Raw genomic sequence first — 14,911 nt, 5'->3', positions numbered from 1 at the left:
GATTGTGCCGTTCGTCCGATACGGCACGCCTGCCGAGAAACCTAGTCGATAGCATCGGTGGCGTGCCCAGGAAGTTTGCGAGGAGATGGTTCGGGGCCAGCTCACGTGCGCGAGCCGATCTCGGCGAGTACACGACTCGAATGACGTCGGCGTTCCTCGCCTCCGAGTCCGCACTCTCCGACATCGACTCCGCGGTGCAGACCGCACACGATCTCGACTCCCGATCCCGCGTCCGGGATCAGTGGATCTCGGTCCGCGAACGCTACGCCGAGGTGACCGCCGAGTACCTCCGTCTCTCGGCCGCCGCGGGCGCGCCGGAAGGACCGCGCCCGGGCGTCGAGGAGCTCGCACGCTGCACCGACGCCCTGGAGGCGATGACCGGGGAGATGACCCGCTTCGGGCAGACCCACGCCGCCGAACTCGATCGCGCCCGGCATTCGATCACCGAACTCGGGGTGCTCGAACAACGCGCACGGGTCGCGGCGACCACGTCGGCGACGGCACTCGATCAGGCCCCACCCGAGCTCCTCGGACTGCGCACCGTCTCCCGCGCCGCCGACGCGTTGCGCGACGCGACGATCTCGTTCGGCAGCGCCGACGGCATCCGCTCCCGGAAGTCGGCGGCGACGGCGGTGCTCGCCGCCGCCGAACGCGTCGGGTCGGCGTTGTCGGACGCTCCCGGCTTCGCCGACCGCGCCCTGCGCGTCATCCGGTCGGTCGACACCCGACGCAGTGCGATCGAGACCCGTCAGGCTCAGATCCCCGACCAACTCTCGGCCCTGCGACGCGAGTTCAGTGGGGACTGCTCGCAGGATCTGCAGAACTCCGACGCCGTCATCCGCGAGCACCTGCGGGCCGCCGACGCCCACCTCGACGCGGCGCGGACCGCTTTGCGCACTATGCCCGACCAGGCCATTGACGATGCGGAGGCCGCCCGAGACGATCTCGACGCCGCAGAGCAGGCCGTCGACGCCGTCGGTGACCGGCTGCGACTGCTGCGTGAGGTGCGCGCCGATCCGGCGGCCACCGAGGCGCGGGTGCGGTTCCGGTTACGAGACGCACAACACTTCGCCGTCAACAACGCTCTGGTTGACGAATGGGGCTCGGTGCTCGATGCTCAGGCCGACCGGATCTCGAGGGCGCGGGGGGTGCTCGACCGAGTTCACCCCGATTACTGGTCGTATCTGACACAGCTGCGTGCCGTGGACCAGCGCATCGTCGAGATCGTCGACCGCATGAGAGGACAGGTGGCCGCACGATGACCACGACCGCGCCGCGGGGTGTCGACTCGACGCATGAAGTCGCCGACTCGACCGAATTCACCGGACCGAGGCACTTTCACCAGCTCGCTCCCGACGTCCTCGACCGGCTGTTCCTGCGTCGGCCCGAGCCGATCACGGCCCAGTGGTCGACGCACCGCACCGCCGTCGCCCTGGGCGCGACGCTCTACGTTCCGGCCACCCGCCCCGATCTGGCCGAGGTCATCGCACGACGTCATCGTGAGGGCGTCATCTCCATGGTCATCGACCTCGAGGACGCCGTCGCCGACGAGCATTCCGACGAGGCGATCGACGCGACCGTCGCCGCCCTGCACCAACTCGACGGGTCCGCGGCCGGGCAGATGTTGTTGTTCGTGCGGGTCCGCGAGGTCTCCCAGATCTCCTCCATCACCTCCAAGCTCGACTCCGCCGGGGCGCTCTCCGGGTTCGTCATCCCGAAATTCAGTGCCGGCGAAGCGGATACGGCGTTGCAGGAGATCAATCGGTCCGCGCGACGCCTCGGCGGTCACCTGTGGGCGATGCCGGTGCTCGAATCGGCGGCACTGGTGCACCGCGAGTCGCGTGATGACGAATTGGCCACCATCGCAACAGCTCTCGATGATCACCGCGATCAGGTGCTGGCGGTGCGGATCGGCGCCACCGACATGTGCGGGTTGTTCGGCATCCGCCGCGACCGGGACCTGACGATCTACGACGTACGGGTGGCCGCCGACGCGATCGCCTGCGTGGTCAACATCCTCGGCCGCGCGGACGGGACCGGTCACGTCATCACCGGGCCGGTGTGGGAATACTTCGCCGATCACGAGCGACTTTTCGCCCCGCAACTGCGCACCACCCCGTTCCGCGATCACGACGCGGTGTGGTTCCGCCAGCAGCTCGTCAGCCGCGACATCGACGGTCTCCTCCGCGAGATCGCTCTCGACCGCGCCAACGGCATGCACGGCAAGACCGTCATCCACCCCGCACACGTCGCACCGGTGCACGCGTTGAGCGTGGTCACCCACGAGGAGTACCACGACGCCGTCGACATCCTGGCCGGCACGACCGGCGGGGTGGCCGCATCGGCGTACCGCAACAAGATGAATGAGATGAAACCGCACCGCAAGTGGGCCGAGCGGGTGATGGACCGGGCCGCCGCATTCGGCGTCACCGCCCCCGGCATCAACTTCGTCGACCTGCTCACCGCGATGGACGCCGCGTGAGTTCATCGAGCCACGTCAGCACCGCCGAGCGGCCCGCGGACTGGGTGACCGAGCAGTTCGGGGTGTCGATGACCGGCACCGACGATCTGGTGATCCTCGGGCTGCGGCGCAACCGCCGTCGGGCGCACCTGTTGGTGTCGACGGTGCTGGGCAAGCACATCCCCACCCCGCCCGCCCGGGTGCGTGGTGCCGCCGACGCCCTCGGCGACGCCGTGATCGACCTGCTCGGTGCCGACCTCGCGGCGCGTGCCACGGTACTCGGGTTCGCCGAGACCGCGACCGGCCTCGGTCATTGTGTGGCTCACCGGTGTTCGGCGCGGCTGTATCTGCACTCCACGCGGCGCCACATCGCCGGTGTTCGGGTGTCGGGGACCTTCGAGGAGGGCCACTCGCACGCCACCACCCATCTCCTGCAACCACATTCACCCGAGTTGTTGGCGCTCGACCCGGCGGCACCGGTGGTACTCGTCGACGACGAGATCTCCACCGGCTCGACCGCCTTGCGCGCGATCACCGCGCTACAGCGGATCACGCCGCGCGACCGGTATGTGGTGGCCTCCCTGGTGGACATGCGCACCGATGCCCATCGCACCGAATCTGCGCGTGTCGCAGCCGAACTCGGTGTCCGGATCGATCACGTCGCACTCGCCGACGGCAGCATCGAGCTGCCCGAGGGGCTCGTCGACGCCGTGTGGGACAGCGTCGCCGACCCGCTCAACCCGGTCGATGACCGACGCGGCCGCGTCACCGAGATCGCTCTGCGGTGGCCGTCGGGCGTACCCGACGGTGGCCGACATGGGTTTGCGCACAGCGATTCCGAGGCTTTCGCTCATGCGGTCGCCGACGCCGCCGCGGCAGTAGCCGACCACCTCGACCCGGCGCTCGAGGTGGTGGTCGTCGGTCACGAGGAGCTCATGTACCTGCCACTGTGTCTGGCCGAGGACCTCGACCGGCGTGGCATCCCGACGCGATATCAGACGACCACCCGCTCGCCGGCGCACGTCCGCGACATCGACGGTTATCCGTTGCGCCGCGGATTCACCTTCACCGCGCCCGAATCCGACCCCGGGACACCCCGTTTCGTCTACAACCTGGTGCCGGGTGCATCAGTGGTGATGGTCATCGACACCCCCGCCGACACCGACCTGCTGCGCGCGCCGGGCGGGCTTCTCGACGTGGTGACCGCCGCGGGCCACGACGTGTGCCTGGCGATCCTCCCGACCGGCAAGGGGCCCCGATGACCACACCGGCACCACCGCCGTTACGCGGACCGGCATTCGGGTCATACGGCCCCGACGAGGTCACCTGGCTGCTGAAGGACCTCTCACACGTGGCGCTCGAAGGAGAGCTGGCCGAGCGTGAGCGTCGCATCCAGTCCGGTGCCGCACACTACGCCGAGTCCCTGCCGATCGAGTACCAGCCGGGCGCGCAGTACCAGGAGCTGTTCCATACGGCTCTGCGGGATTCCGCTGCCCGACTCGCACACGCCACCGCAGTGGTCAGCGAACTCGTTGTCGCCGAACGTGACCGGCAGCCCACGCTGGTGTCACTGGCGCGCGCCGGCACGCCCGTCGGCATCCTGATGCGGCGGTGGATACGTTTCGCACACGGCGTCGACGCACCGCACTACACGATGTCCATCGTGCGGGACCGCGGCATCGACACCGTCGCCCTCGACCACATCACCGCACGGCACCGACCCGAGTCGGTGGTCTTCGTCGACGGGTGGACCGGCAAGGGCGCAATCCAACGCGAACTCACCGACGCCCTCAACGCCTACGCCCGTGCCGGCGGCGCGCGGCTGGCCGACGAGCTCGCCGTCCTCGCCGATCCCGGGTCGTGTACCCGCACCTACGGCACCCGCGACGATTTCCTCATCGCCTCGGCGTGCCTGAACTCGACGGTGTCGGGATTGGTGTCGCGCACGGTGCTCAACGCCGACCACATCGGCCCCGGGGAGTTCCACGGCGCCAAGTTCTACGAACACCTCCGGGAGTTCGACGTGTCGAACCTGTTCCTGGACACCGTGTCCGAGCGTTTCGCCGAGGTGCAGCCCGACGTCCGGAGAAGTATCGAGCGCATCCTCGACAGTGATCGAGAGCCGCGGTGGTCCGGTTGGGCGTCGATGGAGCGCCTACGCGACGAGTACGGGGTGTCGTCGGTGAACTTCGTCAAACCCGGTGTCGGCGAGACCACCCGCGTGCTCCTGCGGCGCGTGCCGTGGATGGTTCTCGTCCGCGAGCCGGATCTGCCCGAACACCACCACATTCGGATGCTCGCCGCCGAACGCGGGGTTCCCGTCGAGGTGCGCTCCGATCTGGCCTACTCCTGCGTCGGGCTCGTCAAGGAGGATGCGTGAGCGACCCTGCCACCCCGGGACAGTTCGCCACCGGTCTGGTCGCCACCGACCTGGATCGCACCCTGATCTACTCCCGAACGGCGATGGGCGAGAGCCAGTTTGCCGACGTCGATCCGGTGTGCGTGGAGATCTATCAGGACGCGCCGCTCTCCTACATGACCCGCCGGGCGCACGGCCTGCTGTCGCGGCTCACCGAGCTGGTGCCCGTGGTACCGGTGACGACCCGAACCCCGGCGCAGTTCGGGCGGATCACATTGCCCGGCAGTCCGTTTCGCCATGCGGTCGTCTCCAGCGGTGGTCGTGTGCTGTGCGATGGCGCCGACGACGCGGCGTGGCGGGCCCGGATCGAGCGACGTGTTGCCGCCACGTCGGCACCGCTGGCCGAGGTGACGGCCGAGCTGGCGGCCCGCATCGACGACGGCTGGGTGCGCTCGCTGCGCACCGCCGACGATTTGTTCTGCTACATCGTCGTCGACCTCGACGCCCAGCCCGCGGGTTTCCTCGACGACTGGCGCGCGTGGTGCGCGACCCGAGGGTGGACGGTCTCGCAGCAGGGCCGCAAGATCTATGCGCTGCCGCGAGAGGTCACCAAGTCTGCGGCCCTGGCCCACGTCCGCGAGCGGCTCGTCGACGACGGCACGCTGGCCACCGCGAACGAGGTCTACGCCGCCGGCGACGGTCGGCTCGACATCGACCTGCTCACCTACGCCGACGCGGCCGTCCGACCGTGCCACGGCGAACTCGACCAGATCGGTTGGACGCGCCCCGATCTGACCATCACCGCCGATCCCGGGGCGCTGGGCGGGGAGCAGATCGTCGAATGGTTCCTCGCCCGTGTCGGCGCGGATGCCAGGATGGGGACATGACCGTACTGACCAAGGGCCAGAACGCACCACTGCCGGGAAGCGATGTCCTCGTCTCCGTCGATGTGGGAGCTCCCGCCGATCTGTCGGCGCTGCTGGTGACCGACGCGATGACGGTTCGCACCGACGCCGACTTCGTGTTCTACAACCAGCCCACCGGACCGGGCGTGGACCTGCAGAATCCGACGAACCGACCCGTGCTGCGGGTCCGGACCGACGCGGTGCCCACCGACATCCACGCCGTACGCGCGGTGATCACCCTCGACGACGCGTCGTCGAGCTTCGGCCGACTCGGGGCTCCGGTCGCCCACGTGACCGACGCCCGCGGCATCGAGCTGTTCACGTACACGATCGACGGGCTCTCCTCCGAGTCGGTGGTCGTGGCGCTCGAGCTGTACCGGCGCGGCGGCGGCTGGAAGGTCCGCGCGGTCGGTCAGGGTTACGCGGGCGGATTCGCCGACCTCGTGCGTGATCACGGCGTCTCGGTCGACGATGCACCGGCCGCCACTGTGACCCCGACACCGGCGGCCCCGACGCCGACCGTCCCGGTGACCCCACCCCCGCCACCGCCACCCGCGCCGACATCCGGATATGCCCCGCCACCACCGGGATTCACTCCGCAGGCTCACGCGCCGCAGGGATTCACCCCGCCACCTCCGGCACCCCCGGCACCGGCACCGGCACCACCCAGCGTGCCCGGCGAGGTCAGCCTGACCAAGAATCGGCGCGTGGATCTGTCCAAGGGACAGAAGGTGTCGCTGCGCAAGGACGGTGGCGTCGCGCTCACCCGCATCCGGATGGGCCTCGGATGGGACCCGATCAAGCGCGGTGGGTTCTTCGGCGGACGTCAACGCGACATCGACCTCGACGCCTCGGTGCTCATGTTCAGCCGCGGGCAGGTCGCCGACGTCGTCTACTACGGCAGCCTGCGCAGCGACGACAACTCGATCGTGCACTCCGGCGACAATCTGACCGGTCAGGGCGAGGGCGACGACGAGGTCATCAACGTCGATCTGACCGCGATTCACCCGGCCATCGACAATCTCGTCTTCACCGTCACCTCATATCAGGGGCAGACCTTCCAGGAGGTCGACAACGCCTACTGCCGCCTCGTCGACGAGACCACGGGCGCCGAGCTGGCCCGGTTCACACTTGCCGGCGGGATGGCGTTCACCGGGGTGACGATGGCGGTTATCTCCCGTGAGAACGGGGAGTGGAAGCTGCGCGCGATCGGTGACGGATTCCAGGGCAAGACCCCGCGCGATGCGGTGCCGCATGCGGCACGCCATCTGGCCTGACGCACGCGATCCGGCCTGACGTCAGTCCGTCGGGCCGTACATCGCGCCGTACCACAGCGCGGTCATGGTGGCGATCGCCGTCTCGTCGTCGGGTGCCTCGACACCGATATCGCCCTTGCCCGCCAGCCATGTCCAGCAAAAGGATTCGAGCATCGAGATGATCGCCGACGCCATCGTCGGCAGGTCGACGCCGGCCAGGTGGCCGGCCTTGCGAGCACGCTTGAGATGCGTCATGACCCCGCGCATCCCGACCGCGCGCATCTCGCGCGCACGTTGCGCGTACCTCTCGTCGGTCATCGCCATCTGCGTCAGCCCGATCATCTCCGGCAGATGCTGGCGCGACGTCGTCCAGTAGGCGGTGACCGCACCGCGCACACTCTGGTACGGGTCGTCGGACATCGCGGCCATCGACTGCTCCATCACCTCACCGGTGAACTGGTCGAGGAGGGCGTCGAGTAGCTGCGCCTTGTTCTCGTAATAGTTGTAGAACGATCCCGGCGAACGGCCCGCAGCGCGCGTGATGTCGGCGATCTTGGCGTTGAAATAGCCCTGCTCGGCAAACACCTCGCGGGCGGCGTCGAGCAGCGCCCCCTCGGTGCGCTCACCCTTGCGCTTGGTCGCCATCGCCGCTCTCTCCGTGTCCGTTCATGCCGGTGGTCACGCCGCGCGTGAGTCCGGATTGGAGATTACGGGACCGGCCGATCTGACCGTAACCGAACGCGGAACTGTTTCTAAATCTAGACTCAGTTTTAGAATCAGCATGTTCGGAGGTTCCGCCATGACCGCACAGGCCATCATCCACGACAGCATCGATGCCGCGGTCCGTCGGCGCGCCCGCGAGCACGCCGACGACATCGCCGTCGTCGACCCGTATCGCCACCTCACGTGGAGCGATCTCGATGCGGCCGCCGACCGGCTGGCCGCGTCGCTGTCGACACAGGGCGTCGGGCGCGGTGATCGGGTGGCGTGGTTGGGCCCGAATGTCGCCGCGTATCCGATCACCGTGCTGGCCGCGTGGCGTCAAGGCGCGTCCATCGTCGGGCTCAATCTCCGTCTGCCTGCGACGGATCTCGACGCGATGACGCAGGCGGTGCGTCCCACCCATCTGGTCCACGACGCGCACTATTCGGAACTTGCTGCCGCCCTGGATGTTCCGAGCCGAACCGTGGCGGCTCCCGACGACGAGGTATGGCCGACCATTGTGTCGGCGGGTGATGCCGGCGTCGATCGTGCGGCGATCGATACCGACGCCGACGACGAGGCGCTGATCTACTTCACCTCGGGATCGACCGGACATCCGAAGGCGGTGCCGTTGACCCGCGACGCGATCGAGGCGACGCTGCCCTATGCGGCCGTCCACCGCTTCGACGAGAACTCCCGAGCGCTGGTGATCCCACCGAACTTCCATGCCGCCGGGGCAACCTGGGCCAACTACGGCATGTTCATCGGGATGCGGCTGGTCTACATCGCCGACACCTCTCCGGCCGGTATCGCCGATGCCATCGTGGAGCACGGCATCACGCACACGCTGATGGTGCCCACCCTGATCCACTCGCTTCTCGGCGAACTCCGCGAGCACCCCCGTGCGCTTCCGTCGCTGCAACACGTCGGCTACGGCGCCTCGTCGATCACCCAGCAACTGCTCGGTGAGGCCATCGGACTCCTCGGCTGCGAGTTCGCACAGGTCTACGGCCTCTCCGAAACCGGTGGCGGCGTGGCCTTTCTGAAGGTCGAGGATCACCTGGGCGATCACCCCGAGCGACTGTCGTCCGCCGGAAAGCCGGGTGCCGGTATCGATGTCGAGGTCCGCGCTCCGGACGGGTCGGTACTCGGGGCCGGCGAGTCCGGCGAACTGTGGTTTCGCTCGCCCTGTGTGACACGTGGCTATCTCGACAATCCCGATGCGACCGCGCGGGTGCTCGTCGACGGCTGGTTCAACACCCGTGACATCGGCTTTCTCGACGACGACGGCTACCTGTACGTGCAGGGCCGTTCGGACGACATGATCTGCACCGGTGGGGAAAACGTCCATCCGCAGGTCGTCGAGGAGGTCCTCGCTGCGATGCCCGGTGTCGAGGAATGCGCGGTGTTCGGCGCACCCGACCCGCATTGGGGCCAACGGGTGTGCGCGGCGGTGGTCGCCACGGAACCGATCCGCGATGCCGACGTGATCGCCTGGTGCACTGAGCGTCTCGGACGTTTTCAGGTACCCAAGTCGGTGGTGTTCCTCGACGGACTGCCGCGCACGGCGACCGGGAAGGTCAAGAGGTCGGCGTTGAGTGTGTGATCGACCGCGTGTGGGATCGACCGAGTGTCACACCACATCGGTTGTCACCGCGACCATTTCGTCATTGATCGCCCGATCTTATGAATACGCCGATATTCCGTACTTGTCTTACATGGATGGCAAACCTAGCGTGGCAGAGGTATGGGGTGGATCACAGCTGAGAGGTCGCACATGTCCACATTCGTTCTCGTCCACGGTGCTTGCCATGGCGGATGGTCATGGCGACCGGTCGCCGAGATCCTGCGCGAACAGGGTCACACCGTCTACACGCCGACTCTGCCGGGGCTCGGCGCCGAAGACGCGCGCGCCGAGGTCCGATTGTCGGACTCCGTTGCAGCACTAGTTGATTACGTCGAGGCTCGGGACTTGCACGATATCGTTCTCGTGGGACACAGCTGGGGCGGGTTCCCCGTGTCCGGCGCCGCCGCGGCCATCGCCGATCGGATCGAGCGCCTCATCTACTGGAGCGCGTTCGTTCCGCTGACGGGCGAATCGCTCATCGATCTGTGCCCGCCCGCCTACGGCGACATGTTCCGGGCCTCGGCCCAGTCGTCGCGGGACAACTCGGTGATGTTTCCCTTCGAGGTCTTCGCAGCAGCGTTCATGCAGGACGTCGGAGCCGAGGTCCAGCGGGTGATCCACCCGCTCCTCGAACGCCAGCCCTTCCACACCATGAACGACTCGCTCGACCTCGACGACTGGGCGCGGCTCGCACTTCCCGCGGTGTATCTGCTCGCCGACGACGACTTGGCGCTGCCGCCAGGCGAATACGGCTGGGAACGCTTCGCCGAGCGCCTCCCCGCAGGCTCGCCGATGCTGCGGACCCCCGGTAGCCACGAAGCACAACTGTCGTCGCCCGCCACACTCGCTTCGAGCTTTGTCGAGGCGGCGACGGTGCCACTGCAACCGAAGGTGTCCTCTGCTCGGCAGTAGCCGAGGCGGAGGAGTGAGACGTGCACAGCCCACGCATCGCGATCATCGGCGCAGGAATCGGCGGCCTGACGCTGTCACTCGCGCTTCGTCGCCATGGCATCGCCAGTGAGATCTACGAACGCACCGAGGAATTACGGGAGGTCGGTGCAGCCGTCGCGCTGTCGGCGAACGCGACGCGCTTCTATGAGGGTCGGCTCGAACTCGGTGACCGATTCGCGAAGGTGTGGGCCGAGATACCCGAACTGATATTCCGCGACGGCCGCTCCGGCGAGGTCATCGGCCGGCACTACGGCGGCGAGGAGTACCGCCGCCGTTACGGCGCGCCCTACGCCGGCGTGCACCGGGCCGATCTGCAGGCCATCCTGTCGGAGGCAGTGGGTCCCGACACCCTGCATCTGGGCCGCACGCTCACCGGCATCGACGACAGCGGCACCGAGGCGATTCTGACCTTCCACGACGGCTCCACCGCCGCAGCCGATCTCGTCATCGGTGCCGACGGCGCCCGCTCCACCGTGCGACGACTCGTGCTCGGCTACGACGACGCCCTCTACTCGGGCTGCTCCGGCTTTCGCGGCATCGTCGACCCGTCTCACCTACGGTCACTACCCGACCCGGAGGCCATTCAGTTCTGGATGGGGCCGGGTGGTCACCTGCTGCACTACCCGATCGGGTCCGGCGCACATAACTTCTTACTCGTCGAACGGGGCCCGGCACCGTGGCCCTACCCTGCCTGGACTGCGCCGGCCACTGATCATGAACGGATGAAGCACTTCTCGGGCTGGCATCCGGCGGTGACGGAGATGGTGGAGGCGGCCCCCGTCGGGGATCGCTGGGCGTTGTTCCACCGCCCGCCGCTCGCGCGATGGAACCATGGCCGCGTCACGCTGCTCGGCGACGCCGCGCACGCCCTCGTCCCGCACCACGGTCAGGGCGCCAACCAGTCCATCGAGGACGCCATCGTCCTCGCCGACCAACTCGCCGCGGGCACCGATCTCGACGCCGCGCGCGCCGGCTACGAGGACCTCCGTCGAGACCGCACCCGGCGGGTGCAGTACGCCTCGATCACCACCGCCGACGTGCTCCACCTCCCGAATGACTCGCCACTTCTTTACGGGCGCAACGCCCGTCTGGGAGCACCCGGCTTACCCGCTCGCCATCTCGACTGGATTCACGGCTTCGTTGCCTCCCACTCCTGAGATCACGAGGTCCAGGCACCCGTCCAACACCGCGCGATCGTAGTACTCCGCCGGGGTTCCGCCCGCCACCGCGAGAGTTCGAGCGTGCCGAAAGTGGAGGTGCGCGTCGTGTTCCCAGGTGAATCCGATGCCACCGCTGACCTGGATGAGTGAGCTCGACGCCGCCAAATAGGTCTCGCCGGCCGCGGCATGGGCCAGTGATGCGAGGTGCACCGCGGTATCGGGGTCAGTAAACGTCGTGCGATCCAGCGCCGCGGCGCCCGCGGTCACCAGTCCGCGGGCACCGGCCACGTCGACCGCGGTCTGCGCGCACCGGTGCGCAATGGCCTGATAGCTGCCGATCGGGTGACCGAATTGCTCTCGGACTCCGGCGTATTCGACCATCAACGACACACATCCTTGAGCGCCGCCGACCTGCTCAGCGGCCCGCAGGAGCGTCGACGCATCGCGGAATCGTTGCAGCGCAGTATGATCGCCCGGCTCGGTGACGAGCAGGGCCGGCGCATCGGTGACGGTCACATCGGCGCGCGGCAGTGCGAAGTCGACGGTGGTTCGGGATCTCCGGTCGGCGGAGTCGTCGAGTACCACCAGCGCGGCGGCAACGCCGTCGTCGGTGCGCACCTCGGTGACGGCGAGCCCGGCAACAACACCGTGCGACAGAGCCACGAGCACACCGGTCGCCGCGCCGGCACGCCAGAGCGGAAGAGATCGCGGCTCTGTGATTTCCGTGTCGAGTGTCGACCCGGCGACGACCATACCAGCGAGCAGACCGTCGATGGTTCCGGTGAGGTCGACAGCATCATTGAGGCCACCCAGCGCCCCCTCCCCCAGAGCCCCCTCACCGAGCGCCCACGCCGCAAGGATTGCGGCCCGCACCGGTCCGGGATACAGGGCGGCTCCACACTCCTCGACGGCGGCCACCAAACAATCCAGACCCAACCCCAGACCACCCCACCGCGGCGGCATTCCCAAGCTGCACAGCCCGACGTCCGTGGCGAGCGTCCGCCAGCTGCTCTCGTCGAATCCACTCGGCTGCCGGCCATCCCTGGTGCGGCGTACCTCGTCGAGACCAGGTCGGGTCGCGAAGTAATCGCGCAGGGCGGCACGCACCTCGTCCGGCGAGATGTCGGGTGTGGTGCCGGTCGGACGGGTGCTGCTCAGAGACTCGTCCATGACCGCTCGCCCAGCCACTCGGTGATGCTGTCGACCGCCTTCTTCAGGTACGGCAGCTGAGCACGACCCGAATAGTAGTGGGTGGCACCGACTATCGTGTGCATCTGCTTGTCCGGGTGGCCGACGGCGTCGTAGAGACGTTGGGTGTGGCTCGGCGTGCACGCATTGTCGGCACTGTTACCGAGCACCAGCGTCGGCACGGCCAGATCGGCGGCACACCGCGGACCATCGCCGTTGGCGTCGTCGAAGCTCCACTGCGACAACCAACTCCGCAGTGTGGTGAAACGTGCCAGGCCCACCGGTCCCATGTTGACGATTCGCGGGTCGCCGAGGTAGCAACCCGGTTCACGATCGTTGGGGTCCTGGGTGAGGTCGAGCCACCGCGGGTCTGCCATCGTGCCGTGCACGACGAATCCCCGCTCCATCAACGGTTCTCCCTTGGCCCGCAGATCCTCGAGCTGCTCACGCACCCACGCCGTGATGCGCCGGTTCCGGGCGATCTGGGCCGCACGGTATCGGGTGAGGAACTCGTCGGTGTACGGCGGCTGATTCGGGTTGTTCGGGTTGTAGAGATCGAGTTCGGGATCACGCTTGTCGGGATCGGTCTCGTCGAGGACCGACGGGTCCATCCATTCGGTGAGCGTGCCGTGTCTGCTGACGTGCGCGGCGAGCAACATCATCCCGTCCGCCGCAGGCAGATCGAGCTGCGTCAGATCGGGCGGCTCGCCGGCGGGGGTCGCGGTGACCGTCGCATGTTGCGCCTGCTGCTGGTAGTACAGCGACAACGCTCCGCCGCCACTCCATCCGGCGAGAACGACATTGCGGTACCCGAGCCGATCGCGCGCGTCCTTCACGCATGCGCCGAGATCCTGGACGACCTTCTCCATGATCAACGCGCTGTCGACACCTCGGTAGCGGCTGTTGCAGTAGATGACGTGGTGGCCGGCGCGGGCCAGTGCATTGGTCATCGGTAGGTAGGCTCCACCGCCGATGGGGTGCATGAACACGATGACGGTGTCCGAGCTGATTCCCTTGGGCTGCAACAGATAACTCTCGAGCACCACGCTCTCGGTGACACCGCCGTAGGTGTCCCGGTAGGCCGAGGTGTCGTCGAAGACGACGAGATAGGGGATGCGGTCGTAGTCGAATTTGCGCGCCGTCGAATCCGTGGGGCTCATACCTGTGCCTCCGCGGCGACCTCGGTGGCTGCGGCGGCCGTCATCACCGGGGTGGCGGTGAGTCGAAGACGGGTGTCGATGGCGATGACCTGCCATTCGACACGCTGGTCGACCTCGAATCGGCGCCGGGCGCGTTCGCGTGCACGCTCGGGAATGCCGTGGTGGATTCCTTGTGGCGCATGCGAAATCAGCCCGGGCGGCATGTCGATGCCGAAGACGCTGCCGCCGTGGTAGAAGGCGATCTCGTCGAAGTCGGTGTTGCGGTGATACCAGGGCAACCGTTCGGTGCCCGGGCGGCCTTCGACGGGCCGGGGTAGGAAGTTCATCACGTACACGCCGGTGGCCTGCATGAACAGATGCACCGTCGGTGGCAGATGCACTGTCTCGGAGGTGATGACGTCGTAGTCCTCGATGTTGAAGGTGAATGCGAAGTTGTCTCCGCGCCAGCCTTCGACGTCGAGCGGGTTGAACGGGTAGAAGAGCGACGTGGCGCCCTCGCGCTGCCGGAAGCGCACCTCGTACTCCTCGCGCCCGTCGTCGGGGAACACCTCCGCCTCGGGCACGACCACCAACGACGGGTCGAACGGGAAGAAACGTCCCAGCACGCCGGCGTCGGGGACCCGGTACTCCTCGGTGGCCTCGATGATCAGGAAGTGGCAGCGATCGTCGGGGATCTGCCGGAAGGTGGTGCCCTTCGGGAGGTAGACCCAGTCGCCCGGGCGGTAGGCCAGTCGGCCGAACTCGGTCTCGAAATGACCGGTGCCGTCGTGGACGAAGATCAACTCGTCGCCGTCGACGTTGCGTGTGTAGAAGGGCGCCACGGTGTCTCGACGCGACAACGAGATCCGACAATCGGCGTTGTGGAACATGAGCAGCGGCTCACCAGCCGGATCGATCTGATCGGTCGGCGTCAGATCCGTTGTCGCGCGGTCCACCCCGGCGAGATCGCCGACGGCACGGTACTGCGTCGGGTCGTTGCGGCGGTACAGGTGTGCGGTTCGCCCGGTGAACCCGTAGCGGCCGAGCTCGTCGTCCTTGAGGTCCTCGACATCGCGGTGAACCTGACGAGGCGTCCGGCCCTTACGGTGGGTGATGAACGACTCCATCTCGACACTCCTTCGTGGGTGGTGCGGCACGGTCGT

General features: G+C 67.7%; 13 protein-coding genes. 9 read left to right on the top strand and 4 right to left on the bottom strand.

Annotated features, from left to right (window positions below; translation table 11 throughout):
* Positions 1 to 140 precede the first annotated feature (140 nt).
* Genes QNM97_RS24325 through QNM97_RS24300 form a run of 6 tightly spaced genes read left to right on the top strand, consistent with a single transcriptional unit; the run spans position 141 to position 7,002 of the window.
* On the top strand, positions 141 to 1,262 hold the full coding sequence (locus QNM97_RS24325; RefSeq protein WP_283823312.1) for a hypothetical protein: 1,122 nt from the start codon (positions 141 to 143) through the stop codon (positions 1,260 to 1,262).
* Positions 1,259 to 2,482 (top strand): HpcH/HpaI aldolase/citrate lyase family protein, encoded by a 1,224-nt coding sequence (locus QNM97_RS24320; protein ID WP_123927130.1) that lies wholly within the window; start codon positions 1,259 to 1,261, stop codon positions 2,480 to 2,482. The genes QNM97_RS24325 and QNM97_RS24320 overlap by 4 nt, the downstream gene beginning before the upstream one ends.
* A complete protein-coding gene (locus QNM97_RS24315; RefSeq protein WP_283820687.1) occupies positions 2,479 to 3,723 on the top strand; it encodes a phosphoribosyltransferase family protein in 1,245 nt (414 codons plus the stop codon). The genes QNM97_RS24320 and QNM97_RS24315 overlap by 4 nt, the downstream gene beginning before the upstream one ends.
* Positions 3,720 to 4,841, top strand: coding sequence for a cysteine protease StiP family protein (locus tag QNM97_RS24310; protein WP_283820686.1), 1,122 nt, complete (start codon positions 3,720 to 3,722; stop codon positions 4,839 to 4,841). The genes QNM97_RS24315 and QNM97_RS24310 overlap by 4 nt, the downstream gene beginning before the upstream one ends.
* Complete coding sequence (locus QNM97_RS24305) at positions 4,838 to 5,707, top strand: HAD family hydrolase (RefSeq protein ID WP_502874960.1); 870 nt, start codon at positions 4,838 to 4,840, stop codon at positions 5,705 to 5,707. Before QNM97_RS24310 ends, QNM97_RS24305 begins: the two co-directional genes overlap by 4 nt.
* Positions 5,704 to 7,002, top strand: coding sequence for a TerD family protein (locus tag QNM97_RS24300; RefSeq protein WP_283820685.1), 1,299 nt, complete (start codon positions 5,704 to 5,706; stop codon positions 7,000 to 7,002). The genes QNM97_RS24305 and QNM97_RS24300 overlap by 4 nt, the downstream gene beginning before the upstream one ends.
* Before the next feature lie 21 nt (positions 7,003 to 7,023).
* Here the strand turns inward: QNM97_RS24300 and QNM97_RS24295 are convergent, their stop codons facing one another.
* Entirely contained in the window at positions 7,024 to 7,626 is a 603-nt protein-coding gene (locus QNM97_RS24295; RefSeq protein WP_208793347.1) for a TetR/AcrR family transcriptional regulator, read from the bottom strand.
* Between the two features lie 154 nt (positions 7,627 to 7,780).
* Between QNM97_RS24295 and QNM97_RS24290 the strand changes: the two genes are divergently transcribed.
* From QNM97_RS24290 to QNM97_RS24280, 3 genes are all read left to right on the top strand, one after another.
* Positions 7,781 to 9,289 (top strand): class I adenylate-forming enzyme family protein, encoded by a 1,509-nt coding sequence (locus QNM97_RS24290; RefSeq protein ID WP_283820684.1) that lies wholly within the window; start codon positions 7,781 to 7,783, stop codon positions 9,287 to 9,289.
* 171 nt (positions 9,290 to 9,460) lie between these two features.
* On the top strand, positions 9,461 to 10,222 hold the full coding sequence (locus QNM97_RS24285) for an alpha/beta fold hydrolase (protein ID WP_283820683.1): 762 nt from the start codon (positions 9,461 to 9,463) through the stop codon (positions 10,220 to 10,222).
* Between the two features lie 20 nt (positions 10,223 to 10,242).
* Positions 10,243 to 11,418 carry an FAD-dependent monooxygenase gene (locus QNM97_RS24280; RefSeq protein WP_283820682.1) on the top strand — a complete coding sequence of 392 codons (1,176 nt, stop codon included), beginning with the start codon at positions 10,243 to 10,245 and terminating at the stop codon, positions 11,416 to 11,418.
* Here QNM97_RS24280 and QNM97_RS24275 read toward each other — a convergent pair.
* Genes QNM97_RS24275 through QNM97_RS24265 form a run of 3 tightly spaced genes read right to left on the bottom strand, consistent with a single transcriptional unit; the run spans position 11,365 to position 14,875 of the window.
* Positions 11,365 to 12,591 carry an acyl-CoA dehydrogenase family protein gene (locus QNM97_RS24275; RefSeq protein ID WP_283820681.1) on the bottom strand — a complete coding sequence of 409 codons (1,227 nt, stop codon included), beginning with the start codon at positions 12,589 to 12,591 and terminating at the stop codon, positions 11,365 to 11,367. The genes QNM97_RS24280 and QNM97_RS24275 overlap by 54 nt on opposite strands.
* Positions 12,576 to 13,769, bottom strand: coding sequence for an alpha/beta hydrolase family protein (locus tag QNM97_RS24270; protein ID WP_283820680.1), 1,194 nt, complete (start codon positions 13,767 to 13,769; stop codon positions 12,576 to 12,578). The genes QNM97_RS24275 and QNM97_RS24270 overlap by 16 nt, the downstream gene beginning before the upstream one ends.
* The gene (locus QNM97_RS24265; protein ID WP_283820679.1) at positions 13,766 to 14,875 is read right to left on the bottom strand and encodes a homogentisate 1,2-dioxygenase; all 1,110 of its coding nucleotides are present in this window, start codon (positions 14,873 to 14,875) and stop codon (positions 13,766 to 13,768) included. The genes QNM97_RS24270 and QNM97_RS24265 overlap by 4 nt, the downstream gene beginning before the upstream one ends.
* Between the last annotated feature and the right edge of the window lie 36 nt (positions 14,876 to 14,911).

It is taken from the genome of Gordonia sp. L191 (genome assembly GCF_030077625.1).
GTDB classification, from domain to species: Bacteria; Actinomycetota; Actinomycetes; order Mycobacteriales; family Mycobacteriaceae; genus Gordonia; species Gordonia polyisoprenivorans_A.
This window is presented reverse-complemented; position numbering and strand designations above follow the sequence as displayed.

Excerpts from the sequence above, each read along its gene's own strand:
- QNM97_RS24325 (WP_283823312.1), top strand. The coding sequence starts at position 141 with ATGACGTCGGCGTTCCTCGCCTCCGAGTCCGCACTCTCCGACATCGAC.
- QNM97_RS24320 (WP_123927130.1), top strand. The coding sequence starts at position 1,259 with ATGACCACGACCGCGCCGCGGGGTGTCGACTCGACGCATGAAGTCGCC.
- QNM97_RS24310 (WP_283820686.1), top strand. The coding sequence starts at position 3,720 with ATGACCACACCGGCACCACCGCCGTTACGCGGACCGGCATTCGGGTCA.
- QNM97_RS24300 (WP_283820685.1), top strand. The coding sequence starts at position 5,704 with ATGACCGTACTGACCAAGGGCCAGAACGCACCACTGCCGGGAAGCGAT.
- QNM97_RS24295 (WP_208793347.1), bottom strand. The coding sequence starts at position 7,626 with ATGGCGACCAAGCGCAAGGGTGAGCGCACCGAGGGGGCGCTGCTCGAC.
- QNM97_RS24290 (WP_283820684.1), top strand. The coding sequence starts at position 7,781 with ATGACCGCACAGGCCATCATCCACGACAGCATCGATGCCGCGGTCCGT.
- QNM97_RS24285 (WP_283820683.1), top strand. The coding sequence starts at position 9,461 with ATGTCCACATTCGTTCTCGTCCACGGTGCTTGCCATGGCGGATGGTCA.
- QNM97_RS24275 (WP_283820681.1), bottom strand. The coding sequence starts at position 12,591 with ATGGACGAGTCTCTGAGCAGCACCCGTCCGACCGGCACCACACCCGAC.
- QNM97_RS24270 (WP_283820680.1), bottom strand. The coding sequence starts at position 13,769 with ATGAGCCCCACGGATTCGACGGCGCGCAAATTCGACTACGACCGCATC.
- QNM97_RS24265 (WP_283820679.1), bottom strand. The coding sequence starts at position 14,875 with ATGGAGTCGTTCATCACCCACCGTAAGGGCCGGACGCCTCGTCAGGTT.